Origin of the sequence: Saccharothrix sp. NRRL B-16314 (assembly GCF_000716595.1) — a bacterium.
Lineage (GTDB): Bacteria > Actinomycetota > Actinomycetes > Mycobacteriales > Pseudonocardiaceae > Actinosynnema.
The window spans coordinates 327,625-353,837 of the sequence record NZ_JNXC01000002.1; the positions used below are offsets into that span (position 1 = coordinate 327,625).

The window sequence follows — 26,213 nt, forward strand, 5'->3', positions numbered from 1 at the left end:
GCCTTTTTGTTCCCGTCGGCGCCGGGTGCGCTGACGAGACCCCCACCACGGCTGTCCTGGGACTCGCACGCGCACCAGCGCCCCGAATCCCCGGAGGACGAGGATGGTCCCCCCGACGACGACGCCTCAGCGCACCAAGCAGCGCCGAGGTGAGGGGCAGTGGGCGCTGGGCTACCGCGAGCCGCTGAACCCGAACGAGCGGAGCAAGAAGGACGACAACCCGCTCAACGTCCGTTCGCGGATCGAGAACATCTACGCCCACGGCGGCTTCGACTCGATCGACCCGGCCGACTTGCGCGGGCGTTTCCGCTGGTACGGCCTCTACACCCAGCGCAAGCCCGGTATCGACGGCGGTCGCACCGCGACGTTGGAGCCGGAGGAGCTGGACGACGAGTACTTCATGCTCCGGGTCCGCATCGACGGCGGCCGGCTCACCACGCAGCAGCTGGCGCTGCTCGGCGAGCTGTCGCAGACCTACGCGCGGGACACGGCCGACATCACCGACCGGCAGAACATCCAGTACCACTGGATCCGCATCGAGGACGTCCCGACGATCTGGCGCAAGCTGGAGGACGCGGGCCTGACCACGATGGAGGCGTGCGGCGACAGCCCGCGCGTCATCCTCGGCTCCCCCGTCGCGGGCATCGCCGAGGACGAGGTCGTCGACGGTTCCGGCGCGATCGACGAGATCCTGCGCCGCTACATCGGCGACCCGCGCTTCTCGAACCTGCCCCGCAAGTTCAAGACGGCGATCTCGGGCCTGCCGGACGTGGCGCACGAGATCCACGACGTGGCGTTCGTCGGCGTGGACCACCCCGAGCACGGTCCGGGCTTCGACCTGTGGGTCGGCGGTGGCCTGTCCACCAACCCGATGATCGGCCAGAGGCTGGGCGCGTGGGTGCCGGAGGCCGAGGTGCCGGACGTGTGGGAGGGCGTGATCAGCGTCTTCCGCGACTACGGCTACCGCAGGCTGCGGCACCGCGCCCGGATCAAGTTCCTGGTGGCCGACTGGGGTGCGGCGAAGTTCCGCGAGATCTTGGAAACCGAGTACCTGAAGCGCAAGATGATCGACGGCCCCGCGCCCGAGGTGCCCGCGATCCCGCGCGACCACATCGGCGTGCACCGGCAGAAGGACGGCCTGTTCTACGTCGGCGCGGCCCCGATCGCGGGCCGCGTGTCCGGCTCCACGCTGGTCGAGGTGGCCAAGGTGGTGGAGCGGGCGGGTTCGGCCCGGGTCCGGCTGACGCCGCAGCAGAAGCTGGTCGTGCTGGACGTGCCCGAGGCCGAGATCAAGAACCTCCAGTCGGACCTGGCGAAGCTGGGGTTGCAGACCGAGCCGTCGCCGTGGCGGCGCGGTGTGATGGCGTGCACCGGCATCGAGTTCTGCAAGCTCGCGATCGTGGAGACCAAGGCCCGCGCGTTCGACCTCGTCGCGGCGCTGGAGACCAGGCTGGCGGACGTCGTCGCCGGTGTCACCGAGCCGATCTCCGTGCACATCAACGGCTGCCCCAACTCGTGCGCCCGCGTGCAGACCGCGGACATCGGCCTCAAGGGCATGATCGTCACCGACGCGGACGGCAGGCAGGCCGAGGGCTTCCAGGTGCACCTGGGCGGCGGGCTCGGGCTGGACTCCGGGTTCGGCCGGAAGCTGCGCGGCCACAAGGTGACCGCCGCCGAGCTGTCGGACTACGTCGAGCGCGTGGTCCGGAACTTCCTGGCCAAGCGCGAGCCGGACGAGCGCTTCCCGCAGTGGGTCGCCCGCGCGGACGAGGGTGACCTCAAGTGAGCGCGTTCGCGTCGGCCGCGCCGCCGTCTCCGGAGGAGCGGCCATGAGCACCGAGCGGGCCACTCCCTTCTACTGCCCCTACTGCGGCGACGAGGACCTCCGTCCGCAGGAGGAGCCCGGCTACTCGTGGCTGTGCGCCTCCTGCCGCCGCGTGTTCACGGTGAAGTTCGTTGGTCTCAACCTTCCTCAGGAGGTGCAGCGATGACCGCCCCGACCAGGGTCGAGGAACTGAAGGTGATCGCCGAGGCCGCTTCGGTCGAGCTGGCGGACGCCGGCCCCGAAGAGGCGCTCGCGTGGACCGCCCGGACGTTCGGCGAGAGCTGGATCGTCGCGTCGAACATGCAGGACGCCGTCCTGATCGACCTGGCCACCAAGGTCAAGCCGGACGTGGACGTGCTGTTCCTGGAGACCGGTTACCACTTCGCCGAGACGATCGGCACGCGTGACGCGGTGGACCTGGTCTACCCGGACGTGCACATCGTCAACGCCGCGGCCGAGCAGTCGGTGGCGGACCAGGAGGCGCAGTTCGGCCTGCTGAACAAGACGAACCCGACCGAGTGCTGCCGGCTGCGCAAGGTCATCCCCTTGCAGCGAACCCTGAAGAACTACGACGCGTGGGTCACCGGCGTGCGCCGGGTGGACGCGCCGACCCGGGCGACCACGCCGATCGTGCAGTGGGACGACCGCAACGGGCTGGTGAAGGTCAACCCCATCGCGGCGTGGTCCGACGACGAGTTCCACGCCTACATCGCACAGCACGGGATCCTCGAGAACCCGTTGGTGCAGGACGGTTACCCCTCCATCGGCTGTGCGCCGTGCACCGTGAAGCCGCTGCCGGGCGCCGACCCGCGCAGCGGCCGGTGGGCGGGCCAGACCAAGACCGAATGCGGGTTGCACGGATGACCACGACTGCTCTGGACACGTTGGACCGCCTCGAATCCGAGGCGATCCACATCTTCCGCGAGGTGGCCGGCGAGTTCGACCGGCCGGTGATCCTGTTCTCCGGCGGCAAGGACTCGACACTCCTGCTGCACCTGGCGATCAAGGCGTTCTGGCCCGCGCCGGTGCCGTTCCCGCTGCTGCACGTGGACACCGGGCACAACTTCGACGAGGTCATCCGGTTCCGCGACAAGGTCGTGGCCGAGAACGGTCTGCGCCTCGAAGTGGCCAAGGTGCAGGACTACATCGACGACGGGCGGCTGGCCGAGCGCCCCGACGGCACCCGCAACCCGTTGCAGACCGTGCCGCTGCTCGACGCGATCACGAACCACAAGTTCGACGCCGTGTTCGGCGGCGGTCGCCGGGACGAGGAGCGCGCCCGCGCCAAGGAGCGGATCTTCAGCCTGCGCAACTCCTTCGGCCAGTGGGAGCCGCGCCGGCAGCGCCCCGAGCTGTGGAACCTCTACAACGGACGGCACCGCCCCGGTGAGCACGTCCGGGTGTTCCCGCTGTCCAACTGGACCGAGCTGGACGTGTGGCACTACATCGCCCGTGAGGGCATCGAGCTGCCGTCGATCTACTACGCCCACCAGCGCGAGGTGTACCTGCGCGACGGGATGTGGCTGGCGGAAGGCCCGTGGGGCGGTCCGCGCGAGAACGAGTCGCTGGTCGAGAAGACGGTCCGCTACCGGACCGTCGGCGACGGTTCCTGCACCGGCGCGGTCGAGTCCGACGCCGCCGACATCGAGACCGTCATCGCCGAGGTCGCGGCGAGCAGGCTCACCGAGCGCGGCGCGACCCGCGCGGACGACCGGCTGTCCGAGGCCGCCATGGAAGACCGCAAGCGGGAGGGCTACTTCTAGATGAGCGACCTGTTGAGGCTGGCGACGGCGGGCAGCGTGGACGACGGGAAGTCCACGCTGGTCGGCAGGTTGCTGTACGACACCAAGTCCGTGCTGGCCGACACCCTCGACGCGGTGCACCGCGCCAGCGCCGACCGCGGCCTGACCACCCCCGACCTCTCGCTGCTGGTGGACGGCCTGCGCTCGGAACGCGAGCAGGGCATCACCATCGACGTGGCGTACCGCTACTTCGCCACGCCCAAGCGCTCGTTCGTGCTCGCCGACACCCCCGGCCACGTGCAGTACACCCGCAACACGGTGACCGGCGCGTCCACCGCGCAGCTCGGCGTGCTGCTGGTGGACGCGCGCAAGGGCGTCATCGAGCAGACCCGGCGGCACGCGGCCGTGCTCGCGCTGCTGGGCGTGCCGCGGCTGGTGCTGGCGGTCAACAAGATCGACCTGGTCGACTACGACGAGGTGACGTTCTCCCGCATCGCCAAGGAGTTCACCGCGCACGCCACCGCCCTCGGCTACCCCGAGGACGCCGTGGTGGAGATCCCTGTGTCCGCGCTGGCGGGCGACAACGTGGTGGAGCACTCCGAGCGGACGCCCTGGTACGACGGCCCGACCCTGCTGGAGCACCTGGAGACGGTGCCGGTCGACGCGGACCCGCACGACGCGCCGTTCCGCTTCCCGGTGCAGTACGTGATCCGCCCGCGCACCGCCGAGCACCCGGACTACCGCGGCTACGCGGGCCAGGTCGCGGCGGGCACGGTGCGGGTGGGCGACGAGGTCGCGGTGCTGCCCGACGGGCTGCGCTCCACCGTGACCGGCATCGACACCGCGGACGGCCCGCTGGAGGAAGCCGCGTCGGGCCAGTCGGTGACGCTGCTGCTGGAGCACGACCTGGACATCTCCCGGGGTGACCTGATCGCCGCCGCGGCCGTGCCGCCGAAGGTGACCGACGAGTTCGACGCGACCGTGTGCTGGCTGTCGGAGAAGGCGCTGACGCCCGGCGCCCGGGTGCTGGTCAAGCACGGCACGCGGACCGTGCAGGCGATCGTCACCGAGCTGCGCACCCGGTTCGACGAGCAGAAGCTCGGCAGCACCGACGCGCCGGACTCGTTGACGCTGAACGAGATCGGCCAGGTCGCGCTGCGCACGGCCGAGCCCATCCCGGTGGACGACTACACCAAGAGCCGACGCACGGGCGCGTTCCTGGTCATCGACGCCGCCGACGGCAGCACGCTGGCCGCCGGACTCGTGGGCGCCCCGCTGCCGGAGTTGGACGGTGTGGAGAGCTGTACCGACGGCGGCGACGCCGCCGAGCCGGACAGCCACGCCCTCGTCTCCCCCGGTCCCTGAAAGGTCCCACGATCGTGAGCACCAAGCGCCGCACCCTGATCACGTCACTGGCAGCACTGACCGCACTCACGGCACTGTCCGGTTGCTCTCGGATCGACCGCGGCGATTCCACCGCCGCCGTCGAGGACAAGGGCGCGGCGGCCGAGGTCCGCCTCGGCTACTTCCCCAACGTCACCCACGCCGCCGCGCTGATCGGCGTGGACAAGGGCTTCTTCGCGAAGGAGCTCGGCAGCACCAAGCTCGTCGCCCAGACGTTCAACGCCGGTCCCGACGCGGTGAACGCCCTGCTGGGCAGCTCGCTGGACGTGTCGTACATCGGGTCCGGCCCGGCCATCAACGCCTACGCCAAGTCCGACGGCGAGGCGGTCAAGCTCGTCGCCGGCGCCACGTCGGGCGGTGCGCAGCTCGTGGTCAAGCCGGAGATCACCTCGCCCGCAGACCTCAAGGGCAAGGTCGTGACCACCCCGCAGCTCGGCAACACGCAGGACGTGGCGCTGAAGAAGTGGCTGTCCGACGAGAAGCTCGACGTGCAGGTCACGAACGTGGAGAACTCGCAGTCGCTGGACCTGTTCCGGCGAGGCGACGTCCAGGGCGCGTGGGCGCCGGAGCCGTGGTCGTCGCGGCTCGTGCTGGACGCGGGCGCGAAGGTGCTGCTGGACGAGAAGTCCCTGTGGGAGGACGGGAAGTTCCCGACCACGGTGATGATCGTGCGGACGCAGTTCCTCCGCGAGCACCCGCAGACGGTGGAGGCGCTGCTGCGCGGGCACCTCGCGGCCACCGACTTCGGGCGCGACAACGAGGTCGAGGCCAAGCAGGTCGTCAACAACGCGTTGAAGCAGCTCACCGGCAAGGCACTGGGCGAGCCGGTGCTGGACCGGGCGTTCGACAACATCGAGCTGACGTTGGACCCGCAGGCCAAGAGCTTCCCGCGGCTGGCGCAGGACGCGGTGACCGCGGGTGTGGTGAAGGAGGCCGCGGACGTCGCCGGTCTCGCCGATTTCACGCTGCTGAACAAGGTGCTCTCGGCGGCGGGCAAGCCGACCGTGGACACCGCCGGGCTGGACCGGAAGTAACTTGAGGAAGGCAGGCACACCATGACCGCCACGCTTGAGAACCCGACGTCCCTGTCCGACGTGGACGCAGCGGTGACCTTGTCCGGGGTCCGGAAGGTCTTCGGCCACGGCCCGGCCGGTGTCGTCGCGCTCGACGGCGTCGACCTGACGGTCGCACCGGGCGAGTTCGTGTGCCTGCTCGGCGCGTCCGGCTGCGGGAAGTCGACCTTGCTGAACCTGGTCGCCGGGCTGGACGCGCCCACCTCCGGCCGGATCGAGCTGACCACCTCACGGCCCGCCGTGATGTTCCAGGAGGCCGCGCTGATGCCGTGGCTGACCGCTGCCCGCAACGTGGAGCTGCCGCTGCGGCTCGCGGGCGTGAAGCGCGGTGCGCGCCGGGAGAAGGCCAGCGAGCTGCTGTCGCTGGTGCGCCTGGTCGACGCCGGTCACAAGCGTCCGCACGAGCTGTCCGGCGGTATGCGGCAGCGCGTGGCGCTGGCGCGCGCCCTGGCGTCCACGCTGGGCAGTGCCGAGGAGGGCACGCCCGGCCTGCTGCTGATGGACGAGCCGTTCGCCGCGTTGGACGCCATCACCCGCGACGTGCTCCAGGCGGAGCTGGTGCGGGTGTGGCGGGAGACCTCCACGGCGATCGTGTTCGTCACGCACGACGTGCGCGAGGCCGTGCGGCTGGGTCAGCGGGTCGTGCTGCTGTCCTCCCGGCCGGGCCGCGTGGTGCGCGAGTGGTCCACTGTGGACTGCGACGAGCCCGCCGTCATCGACGAGATCACGACCCACCTGCGAGAGGTGATCAGCGGACATGCCGCAGCTTGACACGGACCTCTCCGCCGTCGGCGCCGGCCTGGACGCGCTGGACGCGCCGTCGCAGGAGCAGCGACCGTCGCTGCGCAAGCGGTTCCTCCGCACCGCGGTGCCGCCGCTGATCGCGTTCGCGCTGCTGCTCGGCGCGTGGCAGGCGTTGTGGGCCTTGGCGTTCTGGCCGGAGTACCAGCTGCCGTCGCCGGGGTCGGTGTGGGCGGCGGTGGTCGAGGCGGTCGAGACCGGTCGTGCGTTCGAAGTGCTCTGGACCTCCGTCAGCCGCGCCGTCCTCGGGTTCCTCACCGCCGTGGTGATCGCCACGCCGCTGGGGTTGCTGATCGCCAAGGTGCGGGTGGTCCGCGCGGCCATCGGGTCGCTGTTGACGGGCTTGCAGTCGTTGCCGTCGGTGGCGTGGGTCCCGGCGGGCATCCTGTGGTTCGGCGCGACGCCGTCGACCATCTACTTCGTGGTGCTGATGGGTTCGGTGCCGTCGATCGCCAACGGCCTGGTGTCGGGCGTCGACCAGATCCCGCCGCTGCTGCCGCGGGTCGGTCAGGCGCTGGGCGCGGGTCGGCTGGCGGCGGCGCGGCACATCCTGCTGCCCGCCGCGCTGCCCGGGTACCTTGCGGGGTTGAAGCAGGGGTGGGCGTTCTCGTGGCGTTCGCTGATGGCGGCGGAGATCATCGCGACGTCGCCGCAGCTGGGTGAGGGCCTGGGGCAGTACCTGCACAACGGGTCGGCGTTGAACGACATCTCGATGGTGATCGCGGCGATCTTCCTGATCCTGCTGGTGGGCGTGGGGATCGAGTTGCTGGTGTTCCGGCCGTTGGAGCGCGCCGTGCTGCGGGCGCGCGGGCTGACGGGTGCACTGTGACCGCGTTGGTGGCCGTGGCGCACGGCAGTCGTGATCCGCGGTCGGCGGCCGTGGTCAACGAGCTGTTGGACGTGGTGCGGGCGTTGCAGCCGTCGTTGGACGTCCGGTGCTCGTTCCTCGACCTCTCGGTGCCGTTGCTGGGCGACGTGCTGCGGGGTGTGGCGGCGGACGGTCACCGTTCGGCCGTGGTGGTGCCTTTGCTGCTGGGCAAGGCTTTCCACGCGCGGGTCGACGTGCCGGGCGCGGTGGCGGAGGCCCGGTTGCCGTCGTTGGACGTCACGATCGCCGACGTGCTCGGCCCCGATCCGCGGTTGGAGTCGGCGGCCCTGCGCCGACTGGCGTCGGTCGGCGTGCGGTCACGCGACCGTTCGCTGGGCGTGGTCCTGGCCGGCGCCGGTTCGTCCCACGCGCCCGCCAACGCCCTGGTGTCGCGGATCGCCGCCCGGTGGGCCGCCGGTTCGGGGTGGGCCGGCGTGGAGGCCGCTTTCGCCTCGTCCGCCACTCCCGACGTGCCGACGGCCGTGGCGCGGCTTCGCGCCCAGGGTGCTCGGCGGATCGCCGTGGCGTCGTGGTTCCTCGCCCCGGGCCGCCTCCCGGACCGGGTGGCAGACCTGGCGGGCGCCGACGCCGTGATCGCACCGCCCCTTGGCCCCGACCCCGAAGTGGCGGAACTCGTCCTGCACCGCTACTCGGCGGCGTTGACCGAGGAGCGCGTGGCCCGGTCCGCCTGACGCGGTCCACTCTTTGATCATTTGTTGCGCACGGGCGGAACGGACAGTCGTCGTGGGCTCACGATCTGTGAACTGTTAACCGTTGACGTGAAACCTACTCATGAGTAGGCAGAAGGTATCGCAGCAAGTGCTCCGGATGCCTTAAACCTCAACGGGGAGAGGACCAATGAAACCTGCTCGACTTGCGGCACTCGCCTTGCTACCCCTGCTGGTGTTCACCTCGACGGCGCAAGCCGCGACCCACCCCATCACCTACAAGCTGCGCGCCAGCGCGGTCGGACAGACGTCCGAGTTCACGCTGAACCAGACGATCGACGCCACCGCACCCGCGACGGCCGCGCCCGGCAGCGCCGTGGCCGTGGTCATCGACCCGGCGCCGAACACGGTGCCGGCGGAAGCCTCGGGCTACCGGGTTCGCGAGATCAAGAACCTCGCGCTGAAGATCCCGGTGCCGGCCAACTCCACCTACCGCTCCGCCACCCTGCAAGGCGGATCGGGCCTCAACAGCACGCCCACCGTCACCCTCGAAGGCGGCAACCTCGTGCTGAAGCTCGCCGGCCCGCTCAAGGGCGGCGCGAACTTCGAACTGCCCACCCTGACGATCAACGTCACCGCCGGCGCGTCCGGCGCCATCACCTCCAAGCTCGGCGGCACCAGCTACTCCGACGCCGGGCTGACGTTCACCGCCGTGGTGATCGCCGGGTTCTTCCCGGTCGACGCACCGGCGACCGGGTACCCGGACCCGAGCCCGGTGCTGACCACCACGACGATCGGCTGACCTGATCACCGCCTCCTGCACCACGGGCCGCGGTCGGTGCGCGATCCCCGCGCGCCGACCGTGGCCGTCAGCGGGTTCGCCGGTGTTCCGGACGCACGGGGTCAGCGGTCGGCGTCCAAGGCCTCGACCAGCCGTTCCATCACCTTGAGCGTGGTGCGCAGGTCGTCGACGTCCACCTGGGCCGAGATGCGGTTCGTGAACGCGTGCTGCGCCTCCGCCAGCCGGGAGACCGCCTCGTACCCGGCCGCCGTGGGGCGGAACAGCTTGGCCCGCTTGTGCGCCGGGTTCGGCAGGTACTCGGCCAAGCCCTTCTCCACCAGCAGATCCGCGATGCGCTGCACGCTCTGCCGGGTCAGGCTCATCTCGCGGGCGATACCGGAGACCGGCAGCGGCTGCCTGAGCACCGCGCCGAGCACCTGCCACGACGCCGCCGTGAGCCCGACCGGTTTCGTCATCACCTCGGCCGCGTCGAGGAAACCGCCGTAGAGGCGGAACGTGCGCATGATGACCTCGGTCAGCACGTCCCCCGCCTCCGTGCGGGGCTCGACGTCGCTCACGACACCGCGGCGACGAGCTTGCCGAACCACTCCGGGTCGGCCGTCCGGTACAGGCCGTACCACGCCTCCAGCACGGCCGGCTCGTACAGGTCGAGCTCGACGAAGATCTCCCGCGCGAACTCCAGCGCCGACGCCGCACCCGCCGTGATCAGGCCGTCCGCCCGCACCGCCCGCTCCTGGCCGAAGTGCGCGGCACCGGTGTACCCCGGCACGGACTCCAACTGCTCGACCGCGTTGCCGCCGTGCGCCCGGTCGTTCAGCAACCCCTCGGCGGCCAGCCCCATCGTCGCACCGCAGATCGCCGCCACCGGCACGCCCGCGTCCAGCCAGCGCCGGGCCGCCGCGCCGAACGCGGCGTTGGCACCGCTCTCCCACGTGTCCGCGCCGGGCAGGATCAGCATGGCGCTGTCGGCCGGGTCGACGTCGGTCAGGGCGAGGTCAGGCGTGATCCGCAGGCCGCCGATGGACGTCACGGGGTCGAGCGTCGCGCCGACGGTCCGCACCCGGTAGCGGCCGGGCGCCTTCTGGAACTGCGGGGTGTTGATCTGCGCCGTCGCGTACCCGAACTCCCAGTCGGCCAACGTGTCGTACACAGCGAGGTGAACCGTTTCCGTCTTCATGACAGTATCCTGTCGTTTTGACAGCACGCTGTCAAGTATCGCGGGATCGTAGAGTGCGGCGCATGGCAGACGAGCTGGTCCACTACGAGGTGCGGCGCGGCATCGCGACGATCACGCTGGACTCCCCCCGCAACCGCAACGCCCTGTCCGCACAGCTGCGCGCCGAGCTGACCGGACACCTGAAGACCGCCACGGCCGACGACGCCGTGCGCGTGATCGTGCTGAGCCACACCGGACCGGTGTTCTGCTCCGGCATGGACCTGAAGGAGGCGGGCGGGGCGAGTGCGGACAAGCAGGGGGTCAACGAGTTCCCGGCGATCCTGGAACAGCTGTGGACCAGCCCGAAGCCCGTCGTCGCACGGCTGGCCGGCCCGGCGCGTGCGGGTGGTGTCGGCATCGTGGCGGCGTGCGACATCGCGGTCGCGGTGGACACGGCCACGTTCGCGTTCAGCGAGGTCCGCATCGGCGTCGTGCCCGCCGTCATCTCGGTGACCGTGCTCCCCCGCCTGCTGCCCCGGGCGGCCCACGAGCTGTTCCTGACCGGCGAGACGTTCGCCGCGCCGAAGGCCGTGGCCATCGGTTTGATCAACTCCGCGGTGGCCGCCGACGACCTGGACACCGAGGTCGGCAGGTACACGGACATGCTCGCGCTGGGCGCGCCGAACGCCCTGGCCGCCACGAAGCGGATGTTGCAGGAACCCCGGCCGGACGACCTCGGCGAGGTGTTCGCCGACATGCTCGCCCTGTCCGCACGCCACTTCGGCGGCCCCGAAGGTCAGGAAGGCATCGCCGCGTTCGTCGGCAAGCGCAAGCCGTCGTGGGTGCCCACCGAGGAGTCCGGCACCGAGGAATCCGGCACGAACTAGGTGGGTCGAGCAGGCGAGGGGCGGGACACCGGGGACGAGGTGTCCCGCCGACAACCTCAGCCGCGCTTCAACCCCGCGACGAAGTGCGCGAACGCGGCCGGGGCGAAGATCAGCGCCGGTCCGGCGGGCGCCTTGCTGTCCCGCACCGCCGTGCCGATCTCCACATGTGCCAACTCGACGCACTGAGCGCCGCCGGCGTTAGAACGGCCGCTCTTGCGCCACCGGGCATCCGTGAGGGTGGTGGCCATGCTCCACATTGCTACTCCCTGGTGTCGGCGAGGTCCGCGATCCTGCGGTCGAGGATCTCCGTCGACTCTCCACCGGAAGCGGCCAGACGCCAAGCGTGCTCGAACGCGAACACATACGGCGCAGGGGCCTTGATGTAGTCCGAGCGGGTCAAGGTCTCCACGTAAGCCAACGTCTTCGCATCGACTTCCAACAGCGTGTACGGGCAGACGAGCGCGGGAACGATCCCGCTCGTGGTGGACCTCGGCAGCACCCGGAGGCCGACGTTGGGCATGTCCGCCACTTCGCGGAGGTGTTCGAGCTGCCGTCGAAGCACCGCCGGTCCACCGTTCGCGCGGTCGAACGCTTCCTCGCCAAGCACGATCCTGACTTCCGGCCCGTCCGACCGGATGACCCGCGCGCCGCGTTCGGCTCGTTCCTGGGCGTAGCCCGGCAAGTCGGCCGCGACGATGACCGGCGAGAGCGACAACGCCGTGTACGCGAACTCGGCGGTCTGGAGCAAGCCGGGGATTTCGTTGTACACCATCGCGATCTTGGTCGCGCGGCGTTCCAGCGACACGTACTGGCGCGACGTGCCGAGGGTCTTCGCGGGCTTGGCGCGGCGTCGGGCGATCGTGGCCAGCGATCGCAGTTCCTCAGCCTGGGCCGAGGCGACTTCGTACCGCTCGACCATCCAGTCGACGTCCTGCGATCGCGGCGCGATGGTGCCGGTTTCGATCTTCGACAGCTTGCCGAAGTAGCCACCGACAGCCCTGTCCGCTTCACCGAACTCGACCCTCGCGGCTTCTCTGAGCTGACGGGCCAGTTCGCCGAACTGGAGCCGCGCGATCACGGGGTCGAAGTCGTCTTCACCAACCATGCGCGGGAGTGTGCCGCACGAAACGCACACCGCTTGGACGCCTGACCGAGTGAATCAAACAGCAAATCAAGTTTTCACTCGTTAGAACACATCCGTGTTTGAGTTGCCGTCTTACTCTCGCTGCATGCCATTCCAGAGCGACATCGGGGTCGAGCACTCCTCCTACATCAAGATCCACACCGATGCGCGGTTCAAGTCGCACATCACCGGGGACGGCGACTTCGAGCTGAACTTCGACGGTGTGGTGGACCTGTCCCTGACGCCCGAAGCGGCAGTGAAGGTGTACCGGATGCTCGGGGACGCACTACCGGACTTGCGCGAGTTCTCCGACACCGAACCCGCGGAATAGCTCAGTCCGTGTACTCCACAATCAGCACGCGTTCCCCTGCATCAGCAGTGCGGGTGGCGGCGTCGGCGAGGACGGCTTCGACGTCGGCGTTGCCCCCCTCCCACACCAGCACGTGCTCACCCTCCGGCAACCACGACAAGTCGGTCAGGCAGTCGTACAACGCGTCCAGGTTGTGCCCGAACCAATCAGGAAAGCTCAACGCGTCCGCAATCGCCCCGATGGCGGCCTTCTTCGAGTGCGCGCCCCGGCGCACCACGTGCCGGTAGGTCATTTCGTCACGTCCACGACGACGAACGACTCGTAGTGGTCACCCGTGTAGTACACCTCGTCCGACGACCCGGTGACGATCCGACGCGCACCGCGATCGTCACTGCCCGGCGTAGGCACGGTGTACTCGCGGTAGTAGTCGCGGGCTTCGGCCGGGAGTATCTTCTCGCGGTTCTGGAACGTCACCCCGTCGTTGCGCGGGTACGGGAACGGGCCGTCCCGCTCGATCAGCTCCCACGTCGCCTTGGCCTCCGGGGGCAGCTCGGACAGCGCCTCGACCGGCAACCCGGAGTCCGCACCGGGAACGTCGACCGCCGCACCGGGCACGGAACTGGAGGTGGGCGGAGCGGGCGACGAGTCGGTGAGGTCCTTGGCGAAGTAGCCGACCACGACCAGCACGATCAGGCCGAGCAGTGCGGCGGAGAGCCGCCGGGCGGGAGTCACGACTCCAGAGCCTACGAAGAACGGCCCGCGTCCACCTTCTCGGGCTTCCCCTCGTCACTCCCCGGCTCGACCTTGGGCACCGGGTTGAACCTGGTCGAGGCGTTGTCGACGACCCGGTCGATCAGCCGGGCCACCCCCAGGGACAACGGCAGCAGCACGCACATGAGCAGCGCGAACTGGAAGGGGAAGGCCAGCTGCGCCATCCACAGCTCGACCCCGTCCCACCACTGCTCGAACCCGTCCACCACACCACCGAGCCTAGTCCCGTGACGCGCTTCACCGCACACGGATCACTACCAGTCGGTAAGTTGCCCGCATGTTCGCCGTCTACGCAGCCGAGCCGAGCCCGCAAGACCCGATCGCCGCCCTGCGCGTCGGCGAACGACCGGAGCCCGAGGTCCCACCGGGTTGGGTGAAGGTGGCCGTCAAGGCCGCGAGCCTCAACATGCACGACCTGTGGACGCTGCGCGGCGTCGGGATCAAGCCCGAGCGGTTCCCGATGATCCTCGGCTGCGACGGCGCGGGCACGCTGGAGGACGGCACGGAGGTCGTGCTGCACTCGGTGATCGGCGACCCGGCCTGGTCCGGTGACGAGACCCTGGACCCCGGCCGCACGCTGCTCACCGAGAAGCACCAGGGCTCGTTCGCCGACCACGTCGTCGTCCCGGCGCGCAACGCGCTGCCCAAGCCGGCGGGGTTGAGCTTCGCCGAAGCTGCGTGCATGGGCACCGCGTGGCTGACGGCGTACCGGATGCTGTTCGTGAAGTCGGGTCTGCGGCCGGGTCAGACGATGCTCGTGCAGGGCGCGTCCGGTGGCGTGTCGACGGCTCTGGTGCAGTTGGGCCGCGCGGCGGGCTTCCGGGTGTGGGTCACCGGCCGCACGGAGGAGAAGCGGGCACTGGCCGAGAGCCTGGGCGCGCACCAGTCGTTCGAGTCCGGCGCACGGCTGCCGGAGCGCGTGGACGCGGTGTTCGAGACCGTCGGCAAGGCCACCTGGTCGCACTCGATGAAGTCGCTCAAGCCGGGCGGGATCGTGGTGATCTCCGGCGCGACGAGCGGTGACGCGTCGGCGGCCGAGTTGCAGCGGCTGTTCTTCCTCCAGCTGCGGGTGGTCGGCTCGACCATGGGCACGCGCGAGGAGTTGGGCGACCTGCTGGCGTTCTGCGAGCTGAACGGCCTGCGTCCGCAGATCGGCGCGGAGCTGCCGTTCGACCGGGCCGAGGAGGGCCTGCGCGCCATGCTCGACGGCGAGACCGCGGGCAAGATCGTCTTCACGCGGAGCTGAGAGTCGCCACTCCGTACAACCGAACAAGAAACGGCCCTTCGAATGGTGTGATCGGACAAACCCGGTGACAGTTGACCGGCGTACGGTTCGCCGCACACCAATCCACCGAGGGAGCTGGACGAATGACGGTGCAGGACGGATTCGGCCGGGGCAGCGGCGTGTTCCGCCGCAAGCCGATCGAGCAGATCAGTGACGAGAAGACGGCGCTGACCCGGACCTTGGGGCTGTGGCAGCTCACCGCGATCGGCATCGGCGGCATCATCGGCGCGGGCATCTTCTCGCTGGCCGGCGCCGTGGCCAACAAGACCGCGGGCCCGGCCGTGCTGATCTCGTTCCTCGTCGCGGGCATCGCCAGCGCCGCCGCCGCGTTCTCCTACGCGGAGTTCGCGGGCCTGATCCCCAAGGCGGGCTCGGCCTACACCTACGGCTACGCCGTGCTCGGCGAGATCGTCGGCTGGTTCATCGGCTGGGACCTGCTGCTGGAGTACACCGCGATCGTGGCCGTGGTGGCGATCGGCATCAGCGGCTACTTCAACGAGCTGCTGAACCTGCTGGGCATCGACCTGCCGGTGTGGATGCTCGGCGCGCCCGGCACGGAGACCGGTGACGTCGCGGCGGGCAGCTACAAGGTCAACCTGTTCGCCGTGCTGCTGTGCCTGCTGATCGCGTTCGTGCTCAACACGGGCATGAAGAACGCCGCCCGCTTCGAGACGACCCTGGTGTACCTGAAGGTCGCCGTGGTGCTCCTGGTGATCGTGGTCGGCGCGTTCCACATCAACACCGGCAACTACAACCCGTTCTTCCCGTTCGGCCTGTCCGGCGCGCTCACGGGCGCGGCCACGGTGTTCTTCGCGGTGTTCGGCTACGACGCCATGAGCACGGCCGCCGAGGAGTCCAAGGACTCCCAGAAGCACATGCCGAAGGCGATCATCTACTCGCTGGCCGTCTCGATGGTGCTGTACGTGCTCGCCTGCCTGGTGCTCACCGGCATGGTCAACTACAAGGACGTGGACGCGGAGAGCGCGTTCGCCTCGGCGTTCGCCGACATCGGCCTGCCGGCGCTGGGCATCATCATCTCCGTCGGCGCGGTGCTGGGCATCACGACGGTGCTGTTCACCTTCCTGATGGGCGCGGCGCGGGTCGGCTACTCGATGTCGCGCGACGGCCTGCTGCCGAAGTGGTTCGCCAAGACGCACCCGGTCAAGCACGTGCCGACGCGCACCACGTGGGTGCTCGGCGTCGCGTCCGCCGTCATCGCCGGCTTCCTGCCCATCGCCGAGGCCGCCGAGCTGACCAACATCGGCATCCTGCTGGCGTTCGTGGTGGTCTGCGTCGCGGTGATCGTGCTGCGGTACAAGCAGCCCGACCTGCCGCGCACGTTCAAGACGCCGGGCATGCCGGTCGTGCCGATCATCGGCGTGGTGTTCTCGCTGTGGCTGATCACGTTCCTGGCGCCGGAGACCTGGCTGCGCTTCGGCGTCTGGTTCCTCATCGGGCTGGTCGTGTACTTCGCCTACAGCAAGCGGAAGTCACTCCTCAACAACCGCACCGAGGACTGAGTCGCACCACTCGTCGACCACGTCGGCGAGCACGGCCATCGGCAGCGGTCCGCCGCACAGCACGAGGTCGTGGAACGCCCTGATGTCGAAGCGGTCGCCCAGCCGGCGCTCCGCCTCACCGCGCAGGCGCTGGATCTCCAGCCGCCCCACCATGTAGGACAGCGCCTGCGCGGGGTTCTCGATGTACCGGTCGACCTCGGAGAAGACGTCGACGTCCGACATGACCGCGTTGGCGCGCAAGTACTCCACGGCCTGCTGACGCGTCCAGCGCAACGCGTGCAGACCGGTGTCCACCACCAGGCGGGCGGCCCGCAGCGAGTCGCCCGACAGCATCCCGAGCCGCGCCACGTCGTCGCTGTAGAGGCCCATCTCGTCGGCCAGCCGCTCCGCGTACAGCGCCCACCCCTCCAGGTAGGCCTCGATGGACGCGAACCGGCGCAGCACCGGCAGGTCGACCAACTGCTGGGCCGACGCGATCTGGAAGTGGTGCCCCGGCACGGCCTCGTGGAACGCGGTGGACTCGGCGCTGAACCGGTCGCGCAGCTCGGCCTGGTGGGTGTTGACGAAGTACGTGCCCGGCCGGGAGCCGTCCATCGCCGGGTCCATGTAGTAGGCCAGCGGCGCGTTCGGCGCCTCGGCCTCCGGGACCGCCTCGACCTCGCACCGCGCCACCGGGACGGTGCCGAACCAGCCGCCCGCGACCTCCTCCGCGCGGGCGATGCACTCCTTGGCCGGCACCAGCATCTCGTCGGCACTTCCCCAGCGCAGCGCCGGATCAGCGAGCAGTCGGGCACGCACGCCGGCCGCCGTGGTCGGGCCGAACACCCGTCCACCGATCTCCTCGTACTCCCGGTCCAGCGACTCGATCAGGTCCAACCCGATCCGGTGCAGCTCCTCAGGCGTGTGCGCTGTCGTCGTGTACATCCGGACCAGGTCGGGGTAGATCAGGTCGCCGTCGGGCAGCCAGCACAGGCCCGGCTGCGTGTCGGCGCGACCGCGGTGGACCACCTCAGTGCGCAGGAAGTCGCGGTAGCGGGCGACAGCCGGGCGCACGGTCCCGTGCAGCAGCCGGTCGCACCTGGACGTGAACGCGGTGCCGTGCAGCGGCGTGGACAGCGGGTCGACGTCCTCGGCCAGGTAGCGGTCGAGGCGGCCGATGGCGGATTCCACCAGGTGTCGCAGGGGACGGCGGGCGGACTCCCGTTGCCGCTGCGCGAGGGTTTCCAGGTACGCGGGCAGTGCCGACAGCCGGGTCAGGTAGGCCTGCCGTGCCGCGTCGTCGGTCGGGCGGATCAGGGGTAACGCGCCGAGCAGCACGACCAGCGGCGCGGTGAGGCCTTCCGCGTGGGTGTGCTCGACCAGCTTCGCGTCGAGGCGGTGCACCATGCCCCACGCCTGCTGCGCGACCACCGCCCGTGTCACCGGGTCGTCGTCCCCGGTGCGCGCGAGTCGCGCGATGTCCACGGCACGGTCGCGCAGCACGCGGTGACCTTCGGCGCTCGGGTCCGGCAGCCGGTCGTCCCAGCCGGGCAGGCCGAGCAGCGTCGCCATGACGGGATCTCCGTCCAGCAGCAGGGTCAGCAACTCGTCGGCGAGCTCGCGCGCGGTGGTCACGCCGCCAATTCTGTGGCGCTACCCCGGCGGAATGCGCGTGTTCACGACGGAAATGGCGTCACGGGCCTCGGCGACCAGGCGTGCCACGATCTCGGCCGCCGGGGCCGGTCGGACCAGCGGGTAGGTCTGCCCGGCCCACATCGACATCAGCTCCGGGTCCCCGGACGCGCGCACCGGCTTGGTCAGGTGGTGCACCTCCGGGTACGCGGCGGGTGCGTTGCCCTGGTTCTCGACCAGGAACCGGTTCACCAGGCCGCGCGCCGGACGTCCGCTGAACGCCCTGGTCAGGGCGGTGCGGCGGGTGCCTTCGGCCAGGGCCTTGCGGTGCGCGGCGGACGTGCCCGCCTCGGGTGCGGCCAGGAACGCGGTACCGAGCTGGGCCGCGACCGCGCCCGCGGTGAGGACGGCGGCGACGTCCGCGCCGTGCACCAGTCCACCGGTGGCGATCAGCGGCAGGTCGACCCGGGCGCGGACCAGGCGGAGCGCGGCCAGCACGCCGAACAGCTCGCCGCCCCCGGGCGAGACGCCGTCGTCGGCGAACGTGCCGCGGTGCCCGCCCGCGTCGCTGCCCTGCACGCACAGCGCGTCGGCGCCGATCTGGGCCGCCTGCGCGGCTTCCTGCGGGGTGGTGACGGTGACGACGACCGTCGAGCCGGCGGCGTGCAGGCGGTGCACGTCCTCGGTGTTCGGCAGGCCGAAGGTGAAGGAGACGACCGGGACGCGCAGCGCCATGACCAGTTCCAGCTTGGCCGCGTAGGCGTCGTCGTCCCACTTCGGTTCGCCCGGCTCGGTCGGTGACAGCGCCCGGACGCGTTCGCGGTAGCCGGAGATGTCGGCGGTGGACCGGGGCCCGGGGACGAAGAGGTTGACCCCGAACGGCCGGTCGGTGAGCGCCGTCGTGGCGGTGACCTGACCGGCGACCGCCTCGACCGAGAGGTAGCCGGCGGCCAGGAACCCGAGGCCGCCCGCGCCCCCGACCGCGGCCACCAGTTCGGGTGTGGACGCCCCACCGGCCATCGGCGCGGCGATGACGGGCACTTCGAGTCGGTCCAACATGGCGCCGACCCTAACCCGCCCCGCCGCCGAAATCCCGACTTCGCACGTCCACGCCGTCCTCGCGCAAAACGCGCGCGTTCCGAGCGTTGAATTCGGGGGTTCCGAACGTAGGACTCACGCGTCCTGAACGTAGGACTCACGCGTTCCGGACGTAGGACTCACGGGGTCGGAGTCCTACGTCCGGAAGCGGGGCTACGGGAGCGTGTCCAGGTGCGGTGCCACCGTGTTGGCGAACTGCCAGTTGTTCGAGGCGTCCCAGTTGATGGACCACGTCATCGCGCCGCGGATGCCCGGCCACGTCTGCGAGGGCTTGAACGAACCGCAGTTCGTGCCCTTCGCCAGGCAGTTCAGCGCCGCGTTGACGTTGGCCGGCGACTGGTAGCCGCCGCCCGCACCGGACGGCGAGGCGGGCAGGCCGAGGCCGACCTGGTCCGGGCGGAGGCCGTTCTGGAGCTGGATGCACGCCAGCGCCACCAGGAAGTCCACCGTGCCCTGGGAGTAGACCTTCTGGTCGCAGCCGAGCATCGAGCCGGAGTTGTAGTACTGCATGTTGACGACCGTGAGGATGTCCTTCACGGCCAACGCCAGCTTGAAGTACTCCGCGCCGGTGGACTGCATGTCGATGGTCTGCGGCGCCATGGCGATGACCTTGCCGCCGCCCGCGTGGATGCTCCGCAGCGACTGCGCCATGTACGTGGCGTTGACGCCGTTCTCCAGGTCGATGTCGACGCCGTCGAACCCGTAGTTCGCGATCAACGTCTTCACGCTGTTGGCGAAGTTCGTCGCGGCGGTCGAGTTGCCGACGCTGATCGTGCCCTTCTCACCGCCGACGGAGATGATCACCTTCTGGCCGCGGCCCTGGAGGGTGCGCACGTCCGCCTTGAACTGGGCGTCGGTGTAGCCGCCGAGCTTGCTCGACAACGTCGGGTCGAGGTTGAACGCGACCGCGCCGGGAGTGGTGGTGGCGTCGGCGAACGCGACGGCGACGATGTCGTAGGTGGTCGGCACGTCGGCGAGCTTGAGCACCCGCGAGCCGTTGTCGAAGTTGTGCCAGTAGCCGGTGAGGGCGTGCTTCGGCAGCGACGGGTTCGGGTTGGTGGTCGTCGTGGTCGTGGTGGTGGTCGTCGTCGTCGACGTGGTCGTCGACGTGGTGGTGGTGCTCGTCGGCGGGGTGCCCGGACCGTCGAGGCTCACGTCGTCCGCGTAGAACGTCGGCTGGCCGTACCAGCCGTGCACGTAGATCGTGACGCTGCTCGCCGCGCCGGTGGTGAAGTCGATCGACAGCTGGCTGAAGCCGGTCGACCCCGGCGTCCAGGTGCTCTTGTCACCGCTGCCGGTGCCGGTCACGCCCAGGTACACGTAGCTGCCCTGGACCCAGCCCGTCAGCTTGTACGCGGTGTTGGCCTGCACGGAGATCGTCTGCGAGCAGCGCGCGTTGTCGTGACCGGCGGGGGTGCCCGCCAGCGCGTGCGTGCCGCTGCGCTTGGTCGTGGTCGTCACGGTCGTCGCCGCGCCGCACGTCCAGCCGCTGGTGCTGCCCTCGAACCCGGGGTTGGCGACCAGGTTGGCTGCCGACGCGCTGCCCACGACCACCAGGGTCAGGCCTGCGATCGCCAGCAGTCCCGCCAGCACCGCGCCCAGCGCGCGTCTCGTCCTCGAAGCCACGTCCACCTCCACGTTCTCCTCGGCGGCCAAGCCCAGCACGGGTGACGTGGGCCACTGGAAAAATGGACTAGACCACTGGGTCTTGTCAAGGGTGTGACCATGGGCGGGTGACGTTCACCGTTGATGACGCGACCAGGATCGCGCGGGCGGCCCACGAGGGGCAGGTCGACAAGTCCGGCAAGCCGTACATCGACCACCCGCTGCGCGTGATGGGCCGGGTGTCCGGCGAGCACGCGCGCATGGCGGCCGTGCTGCACGACGTCGTGGAGGACACCGCGGTCACCGACGACGACCTGCTGGCCGCCGGATGTCCACCCGAGGTGGTGGCGACCGTGCTCGCGTTGAGCCACCGGGACGGCGAGGCCCAGGAGGACTACCTGGCGCGCGTGCGGGCCGACCCGGTCGCGGTGGAGGTGAAGCGGGCGGACATCGCCGACAACACGTCACCGGCACGGCTGGCGCTGCTCGACCAGGCGACCCAGGACCGGCTGCGGGCGAAGTACGCGCGGGCGCTGGAGATCCTCGCGCGGTGAGGTGACTTTCGCGCCGCCGTTACCCGGCCGACGTCTCCGGCTGGGTCCCGCACGGGCCCTCTAACACGGCCGTGACAGTTGCGGCGGAGATCACGCCCGATTTGGCGGCGCAAGTCCCTGACGTGCGGCATCATAGTAGGTGAACCGATACAGAGAGACGATTGAAAGGCGACATGACCAAGACTCTGGAGACCGTTCGCACGTACTTCGCCACCCGGCGGCAGATCCGCAAGCGGGAAGCGGACCTGAACCGCGAGTTGGCCGCCTACAACACCCCCAGCGCTCGGATGGACATGGAGGCGATCCTCGCCCGCCACACGAGCCACGAGGCGCGGGAGATCGAAGCCATCCTCCGCCGCCACGCGCTGAGCGGCATGCTGCGCAACCACAGCTGAGCCGCCGCACCCCTTCGAGGGCCTTCAGGACAGGGGCGTCCTGAGGGCCCTTCTGTCATTCCTGATACCTCTCCCGCACGGCGCCGAGGAGTTCTGCCGGCACGACCCGCACCGAGAACGGCAACGTCGCGTCGAACTGATCCTCCCCTTTCACCTCCGCCACCACCGCGTAGCGACCGTCGGAGTCCAGTTCGAACACGGTCAGGGTGAGCTCACGTGGGTCGATGATCCAGTAGCTGACCACGCCCATGCGCTCATAGGCACCCTTCTTGAGGGTGAGATCCACGATTCCCGTACTCGGCGACAACACCTCCACCGCCAGCAACGGCGCAACCGGCAGCAGCTTGTCGGTGAAATCGACGTCGCGGCCGACCAGGACGTCCGGCTGCAACTCGGTGTTCCCGGATGGCCGGACGGCGAACGGAGCCGGCAGCACGGTGAGGTCGTCCGGACATGCCGCGTCCAGGAGTGCACCTAGCTTGAGCACGACCCTCTGATGCCGGTACCCCCGCGCCGGACTCACGTGCAGCCACCCGTCGATGAGTTCGTAACGGTGGCCGTCATCGGGCATGCCCTCCAGGTCTTCGACCGTGTAGGGACGTCCGCCTTGGTCATGCGCCATGGCTGTCATGCATGGTCCCCTCCTCCCGGTTGGTGCGCCAACCATGGCAAAGGGAATCCGGAAAACACGGCTCCGCGCCGGTCGGTACACCCGAAGATGTACCGACCGGCGCGGATTTGGCCGGTGGGGCTACTTCTTGCCCTTGTCCTTGCTGGAGTCGTCGGTCGACAAAGCCGCGACGAAGGCTTCCTGGGGAACCTCGACCCGGCCCACCATCTTCATCCGCTTCTTGCCTTCCTTCTGCTTCTCCAGCAGCTTGCGCTTGCGGGTGATGTCACCGCCGTAGCACTTCGCCAGCACGTCCTTGCGAATGGCGCGAATCGTCTCGCGGGCGATCACGCGGGCGCCGACGGCGGCCTGGATCGGCACCTCGAACTGCTGCCGCGGGATCAGCTCGCGCAGCTTGGACGCCATCCTGGTGCCGTAGGCGTAGGCGTAGTCCTTGTGCACGATCGCGCTGAACGCGTCCACCGGCTCGCCCTGCAACAGGATGTCGACCTTCACCAGCTCGGCGTCCTGCTCGCCCGACTCCTCGTAGTCCAAGGACGCGTAACCGCGCGTGCGGGACTTCAGCGCGTCGAAGAAGTCGAAGATGATCTCGCCGAGCGGCATGGTGTAGCGCAGCTCGACGCGGTCCTCGGACAGGTAGTCCATGCCGCCCAGCTGGCCGCGCTTGGCCTGGCACAGCTCCATGATCGCGCCGATGTAGTCGCTCGGCGCGATGATCGTGCACTTGGTGACCGGCTCGTACACCTCGGCGCGCTTGCCGTCCGGCCAGTCGGACGGGTTGGTCACCACGTGCTCGGTGCCGTCGTCCATCACGACCCGGTACACCACGTTCGGCGCGGTGGAGATCAGGTCGAGGCCGAACTCGCGCTCCAGCCGGTCCCGGGTGATCTCCAGGTGCAGCAGGCCGAGGAAACCGCAGCGGAAGCCGAAGCCCAGGGCGGCCGACGTCTCCGGCTCGAACGTCAGCGCGGCGTCGTTGAGCTGGAGCTTGTCCAGCGCCTCGCGCAGGATCGGGTAGTCCGACCCGTCGACGGGGTACAGCCCGGAGTAGACCATCGGGCGCGGTTCGCGGTAGCCGGCCAGCGGCTCGGTGGCGCCGTGCTTCTCCGCCGTGACCGTGTCCCCGACCTTCGACTGGCGGACGTCCTTCACGCCGGTGATGAGGTAGCCCACCTCACCGACGCCCAGGCCGACGCTCGGCTTCGGCTCGGGCGAGATGATGCCGACTTCCAGCAGCTCGTGGGTCGCGTTGGTGGACATCATCCGGATGCGCTGGCGCGGGGTGATCTTGCCGTCCACCACCCGGATGTAGGTGACCACGCCGCGGTACGTGTCGTAGACCGAGTCGAAGATCATCGCGCGGGGCGGTGCGTCCGCGTCGCCGACCGGTGCCGGGACGCGCTTGACGACCTCGTCCAGCAGCGCGCCGACGCCGAGGCCGGTCTTCGCCGAGACGCGCAGCACCTCTTCGGGCTCGCAGCCGACGATGTGGGCGAGCTCCTTGGCGTACTTGTCCGGGTCCGCCGCGGGCAGGTCGATCTTGTTCAGCACCGGGATGATGGTGAGGTCGTTCTCCATCGCCAGGTACAGGTTGGCCAGGGTCTGCGCCTCGATCCCCTGCGCGGCGTCGACCAGCAGCACGGTGCCCTCGCACGCCTCCAGCGCCCGCGAGACCTCGTACGTGAAGTCGACGTGACCTGGGGTGTCGATCATGTGCAGGACGTGGTTGTTGCCGTCGACCACCCACGGCAGGCGCACGTTCTGCGCCTTGATGGTGATGCCGCGTTCGCGTTCGATGTCCATGCGGTCGAGGTACTGCGCTCGCATCGCCCGCGCGTCGACGACGCCGGTGAGCTGCAACATCCGATCGGCCAGGGTCGACTTGCCGTGGTCGATGTGGGCGATGATGCAGAAGTTCCGGATGAGCTCCGGAGGCGTGAACGTCTGGTCGGCGAACGTGGTCACTCAGGTTCCTCGCACACGAAGGACGGGGGCCCATGTCGGCTAGGCGTAGTGCGGGGCCCATTTCAACTGCACACAGCATCTCACGCCGCGCCGTCGTACCGTTCCACACGGGCGTGACCGAGGCCATAAGCTGCACGCCGTGTACGCGAACGGTGAGGACGCCCGCCCGGTCAAGGGCGCGGTGCGCGAGGTCCACACGGCCGCGGTGGCGGCCACCCTGGAGTACTCCCCCGACCTGGACGGCCTGGCCGACCCGGGCGAGGTGGTGTGGGCCTGGGTCCCCTTCGAGGAGGACCCGGACCGCGGCAAGGACCGGCCGCTGCTGGTCGTCGGCCGGCACCGGCGGGCGTTGCTCGGCCTGATGATGACCAGCCGGACGCCCGACCGGCACGAGGTGGACGACTGCCTCGACCTGGGCTCGGGCCGCTGGGACCGGGACGGCAGGCACTCCTACGTGCGCCTCGACCGCGTGTTCGAGCTGGACGAGGACGACATCCGGCGTGAGGGTTCGGTGCTGGAGCCGGAGCGGTTCTCGCTGGTCGTGGACGCGCTGCGGCGGCTCGGCTGGCGCTAGGCCCGCCCTGTCCACCCGCACCGCGACGGCAGCGGGGGTCCAGGCACCCGGAAGCACCCCGGGACGATCCCCGACCCGTCTCGGGACGATCCCCGATGCGACCGTCGGGCGTCCTGGCGACCCTTGAGCCATGGCGAACAACCTGATGAAGGCGTTGGACGCGGCGTTCGGCCACCCGCGCGGCAAGGTCGGCGAGCTGGGCGGCCGGGTGATGGCCGTGCTGAACGCGAAGGCCGAGGAGCACGCGACGGAGCTGGCGGCGCCGACGGCCGAGGAGGTCGTGCTGGTGCTCGGCCCCGGTCCGGGTGTCGGCCTGAAGCTGGCCGGTGAACGCGCGCTGAAGGCGATCGGCGTCGACCCGTCGCAGGTCATGCTGGACGAGGCGCGCGAGCGGTGCGCGGAGCTGATCGTGTCCGGTCGGGTCGAGTTGCGGGAGGGCGCGGCGACGCGGACCGGGCAGCCCGAGGACTCCGTGGACGTGGTGGTCGCGGTGAACAACCTCCAGCTGTGGGGCAACCGGCCGGCCGCGTTCCACGAGCTGTTCCGGGTGCTGCGGCCGGGTGGCCGGCTGGTCGTGTCGGTGCACCGGCGGGTGCTGGACGTCTCCGAGTACGACCTGATCAAGGAGGCCGAGGCGGCCGGGTTCACCGGCGTGCGCACGTCGTTGCACCAGTACGGCGGCGTGGTGGGGCCGTCGATCCAGCTACTCGCGGACGTCCCGGCGTAGCGGGTGGTCGGCGGGGATGCCGACCAGCACGATCCGGCGGCCGTCCGGGTCGGCGATCCACACCTCGTCCAGGCCCCACGGTTCGCGCCGGGCGGGCCGGACGACGTGCTCGGCCAGCTCTTCGGCGGCTTGCGCGACGTCACGCACCTGCATCCACAGCTGCGTGGCGTCGGTGGGGTCCTCGGAAGCGGTCCCGGACACCTCCAGGAACCCCTGGCCGAGGAAGAACACCGTGCCGCCGGGGAACTCGCGGTAGACGGCCAGGCCCAGCACGTCCCGGTAGAACGCCCGGACGCGCTCGGGGTCGCGGGAGCGGATGAGGACTCGGCTGCTCAGGATCTCCACGCCGTCCAGGCGATCACACGGTCAGGTCCAGCGCCATTCGCACGTGCGTGTCCTCGCGCCCGGTCTCACGCCAGCCGCTCGCGGTGTAGAAGCGGATCGCCCGCGTGTTCTCCACGAACACGTCGAGGGTCGCGGTCGTAACGCCCAGGTCGCGCAGGGCGTCCATGGCGGCGTCGTGCAGCGAGCGGCCGACGCCGTTGCCCCACCGCGCCGGGTCGACCTGGAGCTGCCACAGCTCGCCGTCCGGCGTGATCAGCGCGAACCCGGCGAACTCACCGTCCAGTTCGGCGCACAGCCACACCGTGCCCGGCTTCGCGAAGTCGTAGACCTTGGCCCGCGCCGTCCGCTCCCACTCGGCCAGCTCCGCTTCGGGCAGGTGGCCTTCGTAGTAGCTGCGCCGGGCCTTGACGTACACCTCGACGAGCGGCCCCACGTCCTCCGCGCGCGGTGTGCGCACCGTGATCGTCCCCATG

General features: G+C 70.0%; 32 protein-coding genes. 18 read left to right on the plus strand and 14 right to left on the minus strand.

Going from position 1 to position 26,213, the window contains the following annotated elements; translation table 11 throughout:
* The first annotated feature begins 103 nt into the window (after positions 1-103).
* The 10 genes from OQ02_RS06540 (at position 104) to OQ02_RS06585 (ending at position 9,183) form a co-directional block, all read left to right on the plus strand.
* Positions 104-1,786 carry a nitrite/sulfite reductase gene (locus OQ02_RS06540; protein ID WP_033437320.1) on the plus strand — a complete coding sequence of 561 codons (1,683 nt, stop codon included), beginning with the start codon at positions 104-106 and terminating at the stop codon, positions 1,784-1,786.
* Between the two features lie 43 nt (positions 1,787-1,829).
* The gene (locus OQ02_RS06545) at positions 1,830-1,991 is read left to right on the plus strand and encodes a hypothetical protein (RefSeq protein WP_033437321.1); all 162 of its coding nucleotides are present in this window, start codon (positions 1,830-1,832) and stop codon (positions 1,989-1,991) included.
* Positions 1,988-2,689 carry a phosphoadenylyl-sulfate reductase gene (locus OQ02_RS06550; protein ID WP_033437322.1) on the plus strand — a complete coding sequence of 234 codons (702 nt, stop codon included), beginning with the start codon at positions 1,988-1,990 and terminating at the stop codon, positions 2,687-2,689. Before OQ02_RS06545 ends, OQ02_RS06550 begins: the two co-directional genes overlap by 4 nt.
* The gene (gene cysD, locus OQ02_RS06555) at positions 2,686-3,588 is read left to right on the plus strand and encodes a sulfate adenylyltransferase subunit CysD (RefSeq protein WP_033437323.1); all 903 of its coding nucleotides are present in this window, start codon (positions 2,686-2,688) and stop codon (positions 3,586-3,588) included. Before OQ02_RS06550 ends, cysD begins: the two co-directional genes overlap by 4 nt.
* Entirely contained in the window at positions 3,589-4,932 is a 1,344-nt protein-coding gene (locus OQ02_RS06560; protein WP_033437324.1) for a sulfate adenylyltransferase subunit 1, read from the plus strand.
* Positions 4,933-4,946: 14 nt separating this feature from the next.
* On the plus strand, positions 4,947-6,005 hold the full coding sequence (locus OQ02_RS06565) for an ABC transporter substrate-binding protein (protein WP_033437325.1): 1,059 nt from the start codon (positions 4,947-4,949) through the stop codon (positions 6,003-6,005).
* Between the two features lie 21 nt (positions 6,006-6,026).
* On the plus strand, positions 6,027-6,815 hold the full coding sequence (locus OQ02_RS06570) for an ABC transporter ATP-binding protein (RefSeq protein WP_033437326.1): 789 nt from the start codon (positions 6,027-6,029) through the stop codon (positions 6,813-6,815).
* Positions 6,802-7,674, plus strand: coding sequence for an ABC transporter permease (locus tag OQ02_RS06575; RefSeq protein ID WP_033437327.1), 873 nt, complete (start codon positions 6,802-6,804; stop codon positions 7,672-7,674). The genes OQ02_RS06570 and OQ02_RS06575 overlap by 14 nt, the downstream gene beginning before the upstream one ends.
* Positions 7,671-8,405 (plus strand): sirohydrochlorin chelatase, encoded by a 735-nt coding sequence (locus OQ02_RS06580; protein WP_033437328.1) that lies wholly within the window; start codon positions 7,671-7,673, stop codon positions 8,403-8,405. Before OQ02_RS06575 ends, OQ02_RS06580 begins: the two co-directional genes overlap by 4 nt.
* 166 nt (positions 8,406-8,571) lie before the next feature.
* Complete coding sequence (locus OQ02_RS06585) at positions 8,572-9,183, plus strand: hypothetical protein (RefSeq protein WP_033437329.1); 612 nt, start codon at positions 8,572-8,574, stop codon at positions 9,181-9,183.
* Positions 9,184-9,284: 101 nt separating this feature from the next.
* On the opposite strand, the gene OQ02_RS06590 is transcribed toward OQ02_RS06585, so the two are convergent.
* Both OQ02_RS06590 and OQ02_RS06595 read right to left on the minus strand, forming a co-directional pair.
* Positions 9,285-9,740 (minus strand): MarR family winged helix-turn-helix transcriptional regulator, encoded by a 456-nt coding sequence (locus OQ02_RS06590; protein ID WP_033437330.1) that lies wholly within the window; start codon positions 9,738-9,740, stop codon positions 9,285-9,287.
* On the minus strand, positions 9,737-10,360 hold the full coding sequence (locus tag OQ02_RS06595; protein ID WP_033437331.1) for a DJ-1/PfpI family protein: 624 nt from the start codon (positions 10,358-10,360) through the stop codon (positions 9,737-9,739). Before OQ02_RS06595 ends, OQ02_RS06590 begins: the two co-directional genes overlap by 4 nt.
* 62 nt (positions 10,361-10,422) lie before the next feature.
* Here OQ02_RS06595 and OQ02_RS06600 point away from each other — a divergent pair, with 62 nt between their 5' ends.
* Positions 10,423-11,226: an enoyl-CoA hydratase-related protein gene (locus tag OQ02_RS06600; RefSeq protein WP_033437332.1), complete on the plus strand. Its 804-nt coding sequence runs from the start codon at positions 10,423-10,425 to the stop codon at positions 11,224-11,226.
* 56 nt (positions 11,227-11,282) lie between these two features.
* On the opposite strand, the gene OQ02_RS06605 is transcribed toward OQ02_RS06600, so the two are convergent.
* Together OQ02_RS06605 and OQ02_RS06610 are read right to left on the minus strand one after the other, a co-directional pair.
* Positions 11,283-11,474 (minus strand): DUF397 domain-containing protein, encoded by a 192-nt coding sequence (locus OQ02_RS06605; protein WP_033437462.1) that lies wholly within the window; start codon positions 11,472-11,474, stop codon positions 11,283-11,285.
* Between the two features lie 11 nt (positions 11,475-11,485).
* Complete coding sequence (locus OQ02_RS06610) at positions 11,486-12,331, minus strand: helix-turn-helix domain-containing protein (protein ID WP_033437333.1); 846 nt, start codon at positions 12,329-12,331, stop codon at positions 11,486-11,488.
* 124 nt (positions 12,332-12,455) lie between these two features.
* On the opposite strand from OQ02_RS06610, the gene OQ02_RS06615 reads away from it, so the two are divergent.
* A complete protein-coding gene (locus OQ02_RS06615) occupies positions 12,456-12,680 on the plus strand; it encodes a hypothetical protein (protein ID WP_033437334.1) in 225 nt (74 codons plus the stop codon).
* A gap of 1 nt (position 12,681) precedes the next feature.
* On the opposite strand, the gene OQ02_RS40765 is transcribed toward OQ02_RS06615, so the two are convergent.
* Genes OQ02_RS40765 through OQ02_RS06630 form a run of 3 tightly spaced genes read right to left on the minus strand, consistent with a single transcriptional unit; the run spans position 12,682 to position 13,639 of the window.
* The gene (locus OQ02_RS40765; protein WP_081915424.1) at positions 12,682-12,951 is read right to left on the minus strand and encodes a barstar family protein; all 270 of its coding nucleotides are present in this window, start codon (positions 12,949-12,951) and stop codon (positions 12,682-12,684) included.
* A complete protein-coding gene (locus tag OQ02_RS06625) occupies positions 12,948-13,391 on the minus strand; it encodes a ribonuclease domain-containing protein (RefSeq protein ID WP_033437335.1) in 444 nt (147 codons plus the stop codon). The genes OQ02_RS40765 and OQ02_RS06625 overlap by 4 nt, the downstream gene beginning before the upstream one ends.
* An 11-nt stretch (positions 13,392-13,402) precedes the next feature.
* Positions 13,403-13,639 (minus strand): hypothetical protein, encoded by a 237-nt coding sequence (locus OQ02_RS06630; protein ID WP_033437336.1) that lies wholly within the window; start codon positions 13,637-13,639, stop codon positions 13,403-13,405.
* Positions 13,640-13,707: 68 nt separating this feature from the next.
* Between OQ02_RS06630 and OQ02_RS06635 the strand changes: the two genes are divergently transcribed.
* The gene (locus OQ02_RS06635; protein WP_033437337.1) at positions 13,708-14,676 is read left to right on the plus strand and encodes a quinone oxidoreductase family protein; all 969 of its coding nucleotides are present in this window, start codon (positions 13,708-13,710) and stop codon (positions 14,674-14,676) included.
* Positions 14,677-14,798: 122 nt separating this feature from the next.
* Entirely contained in the window at positions 14,799-16,235 is a 1,437-nt protein-coding gene (locus OQ02_RS06640; protein ID WP_033437338.1) for an amino acid permease, read from the plus strand.
* Here OQ02_RS06640 and OQ02_RS06645 read toward each other — a convergent pair.
* The 3 genes from OQ02_RS06645 to OQ02_RS06655 form a co-directional block, all read right to left on the minus strand.
* The gene (locus OQ02_RS06645) at positions 16,206-17,849 is read right to left on the minus strand and encodes a DUF885 domain-containing protein (RefSeq protein ID WP_033437339.1); all 1,644 of its coding nucleotides are present in this window, start codon (positions 17,847-17,849) and stop codon (positions 16,206-16,208) included. The genes OQ02_RS06640 and OQ02_RS06645 overlap by 30 nt on opposite strands.
* Before the next feature lie 18 nt (positions 17,850-17,867).
* On the minus strand, positions 17,868-18,905 hold the full coding sequence (locus OQ02_RS06650) for an NAD(P)H-dependent flavin oxidoreductase (protein WP_033437340.1): 1,038 nt from the start codon (positions 18,903-18,905) through the stop codon (positions 17,868-17,870).
* A 192-nt stretch (positions 18,906-19,097) separates the two neighbouring features.
* A complete protein-coding gene (locus OQ02_RS06655; protein WP_033437464.1) occupies positions 19,098-20,570 on the minus strand; it encodes a chitinase in 1,473 nt (490 codons plus the stop codon).
* A gap of 107 nt (positions 20,571-20,677) precedes the next feature.
* Here OQ02_RS06655 and OQ02_RS06660 point away from each other — a divergent pair, with 107 nt between their 5' ends.
* Both OQ02_RS06660 and OQ02_RS06665 read left to right on the plus strand, forming a co-directional pair.
* Complete coding sequence (locus OQ02_RS06660) at positions 20,678-21,103, plus strand: HD domain-containing protein (RefSeq protein ID WP_033437341.1); 426 nt, start codon at positions 20,678-20,680, stop codon at positions 21,101-21,103.
* A 173-nt stretch (positions 21,104-21,276) separates the two neighbouring features.
* Positions 21,277-21,498, plus strand: coding sequence for a hypothetical protein (locus OQ02_RS06665; RefSeq protein WP_033437342.1), 222 nt, complete (start codon positions 21,277-21,279; stop codon positions 21,496-21,498).
* A 55-nt stretch (positions 21,499-21,553) separates the two neighbouring features.
* Here the strand turns inward: OQ02_RS06665 and OQ02_RS06670 are convergent, their stop codons facing one another.
* Together OQ02_RS06670 and lepA are read right to left on the minus strand one after the other, a co-directional pair.
* Positions 21,554-22,129, minus strand: a complete 576-nt coding sequence (locus OQ02_RS06670; protein WP_033437343.1) for a Uma2 family endonuclease — start codon at positions 22,127-22,129, stop codon at positions 21,554-21,556.
* 120 nt (positions 22,130-22,249) lie between these two features.
* On the minus strand, positions 22,250-24,094 hold the full coding sequence (lepA, locus tag OQ02_RS06675) for a translation elongation factor 4 (protein WP_033437344.1): 1,845 nt from the start codon (positions 24,092-24,094) through the stop codon (positions 22,250-22,252).
* A 139-nt stretch (positions 24,095-24,233) separates the two neighbouring features.
* On the opposite strand from lepA, the gene OQ02_RS06680 reads away from it, so the two are divergent.
* Positions 24,234-24,668 carry a type II toxin-antitoxin system PemK/MazF family toxin gene (locus tag OQ02_RS06680; protein WP_033437345.1) on the plus strand — a complete coding sequence of 145 codons (435 nt, stop codon included), beginning with the start codon at positions 24,234-24,236 and terminating at the stop codon, positions 24,666-24,668.
* A 130-nt stretch (positions 24,669-24,798) separates the two neighbouring features.
* Complete coding sequence (locus OQ02_RS06685) at positions 24,799-25,395, plus strand: class I SAM-dependent methyltransferase (RefSeq protein ID WP_033437346.1); 597 nt, start codon at positions 24,799-24,801, stop codon at positions 25,393-25,395.
* On the opposite strand, the gene OQ02_RS06690 is transcribed toward OQ02_RS06685, so the two are convergent.
* The gene (locus tag OQ02_RS06690; protein WP_033437347.1) at positions 25,372-25,740 is read right to left on the minus strand and encodes a VOC family protein; all 369 of its coding nucleotides are present in this window, start codon (positions 25,738-25,740) and stop codon (positions 25,372-25,374) included. The genes OQ02_RS06685 and OQ02_RS06690 overlap by 24 nt on opposite strands.
* A gap of 13 nt (positions 25,741-25,753) precedes the next feature.
* Positions 25,754-26,212: a GNAT family N-acetyltransferase gene (locus tag OQ02_RS06695; protein ID WP_051771954.1), complete on the minus strand. Its 459-nt coding sequence runs from the start codon at positions 26,210-26,212 to the stop codon at positions 25,754-25,756.
* Position 26,213: the final 1 nt, after the last annotated feature.

Excerpts from the sequence above, each read along its gene's own strand:
- OQ02_RS06550 (WP_033437322.1), top strand. The coding sequence starts at position 1,988 with ATGACCGCCCCGACCAGGGTCGAGGAACTGAAGGTGATCGCCGAGGCC.
- OQ02_RS06635 (WP_033437337.1), top strand. The coding sequence starts at position 13,708 with ATGTTCGCCGTCTACGCAGCCGAGCCGAGCCCGCAAGACCCGATCGCC.
- OQ02_RS06670 (WP_033437343.1), bottom strand. The coding sequence starts at position 22,129 with ATGACAGCCATGGCGCATGACCAAGGCGGACGTCCCTACACGGTCGAA.
- OQ02_RS06575 (WP_033437327.1), top strand. The coding sequence starts at position 6,802 with ATGCCGCAGCTTGACACGGACCTCTCCGCCGTCGGCGCCGGCCTGGAC.
- OQ02_RS06640 (WP_033437338.1), top strand. The coding sequence starts at position 14,799 with ATGACGGTGCAGGACGGATTCGGCCGGGGCAGCGGCGTGTTCCGCCGC.
- OQ02_RS06585 (WP_033437329.1), top strand. The coding sequence starts at position 8,572 with ATGAAACCTGCTCGACTTGCGGCACTCGCCTTGCTACCCCTGCTGGTG.
- OQ02_RS06545 (WP_033437321.1), top strand. The coding sequence starts at position 1,830 with ATGAGCACCGAGCGGGCCACTCCCTTCTACTGCCCCTACTGCGGCGAC.
- OQ02_RS06540 (WP_033437320.1), top strand. The coding sequence starts at position 104 with ATGGTCCCCCCGACGACGACGCCTCAGCGCACCAAGCAGCGCCGAGGT.
- OQ02_RS06600 (WP_033437332.1), top strand. The coding sequence starts at position 10,423 with ATGGCAGACGAGCTGGTCCACTACGAGGTGCGGCGCGGCATCGCGACG.
- OQ02_RS06605 (WP_033437462.1), bottom strand. The coding sequence starts at position 11,474 with ATGGCCACCACCCTCACGGATGCCCGGTGGCGCAAGAGCGGCCGTTCT.
- cysD (WP_033437323.1), top strand. The coding sequence starts at position 2,686 with ATGACCACGACTGCTCTGGACACGTTGGACCGCCTCGAATCCGAGGCG.
- OQ02_RS06595 (WP_033437331.1), bottom strand. The coding sequence starts at position 10,360 with ATGAAGACGGAAACGGTTCACCTCGCTGTGTACGACACGTTGGCCGAC.
- OQ02_RS40765 (WP_081915424.1), bottom strand. The coding sequence starts at position 12,951 with ATGACCTACCGGCACGTGGTGCGCCGGGGCGCGCACTCGAAGAAGGCC.
- OQ02_RS06610 (WP_033437333.1), bottom strand. The coding sequence starts at position 12,331 with ATGGTTGGTGAAGACGACTTCGACCCCGTGATCGCGCGGCTCCAGTTC.
- OQ02_RS06560 (WP_033437324.1), top strand. The coding sequence starts at position 3,589 with ATGAGCGACCTGTTGAGGCTGGCGACGGCGGGCAGCGTGGACGACGGG.
- OQ02_RS06685 (WP_033437346.1), top strand. The coding sequence starts at position 24,799 with ATGGCGAACAACCTGATGAAGGCGTTGGACGCGGCGTTCGGCCACCCG.
- OQ02_RS06695 (WP_051771954.1), bottom strand. The coding sequence starts at position 26,212 with ATGGGGACGATCACGGTGCGCACACCGCGCGCGGAGGACGTGGGGCCG.
- OQ02_RS06665 (WP_033437342.1), top strand. The coding sequence starts at position 21,277 with ATGACCAAGACTCTGGAGACCGTTCGCACGTACTTCGCCACCCGGCGG.
- OQ02_RS06570 (WP_033437326.1), top strand. The coding sequence starts at position 6,027 with ATGACCGCCACGCTTGAGAACCCGACGTCCCTGTCCGACGTGGACGCA.
- OQ02_RS06650 (WP_033437340.1), bottom strand. The coding sequence starts at position 18,905 with ATGTTGGACCGACTCGAAGTGCCCGTCATCGCCGCGCCGATGGCCGGT.
- OQ02_RS06615 (WP_033437334.1), top strand. The coding sequence starts at position 12,456 with ATGCCATTCCAGAGCGACATCGGGGTCGAGCACTCCTCCTACATCAAG.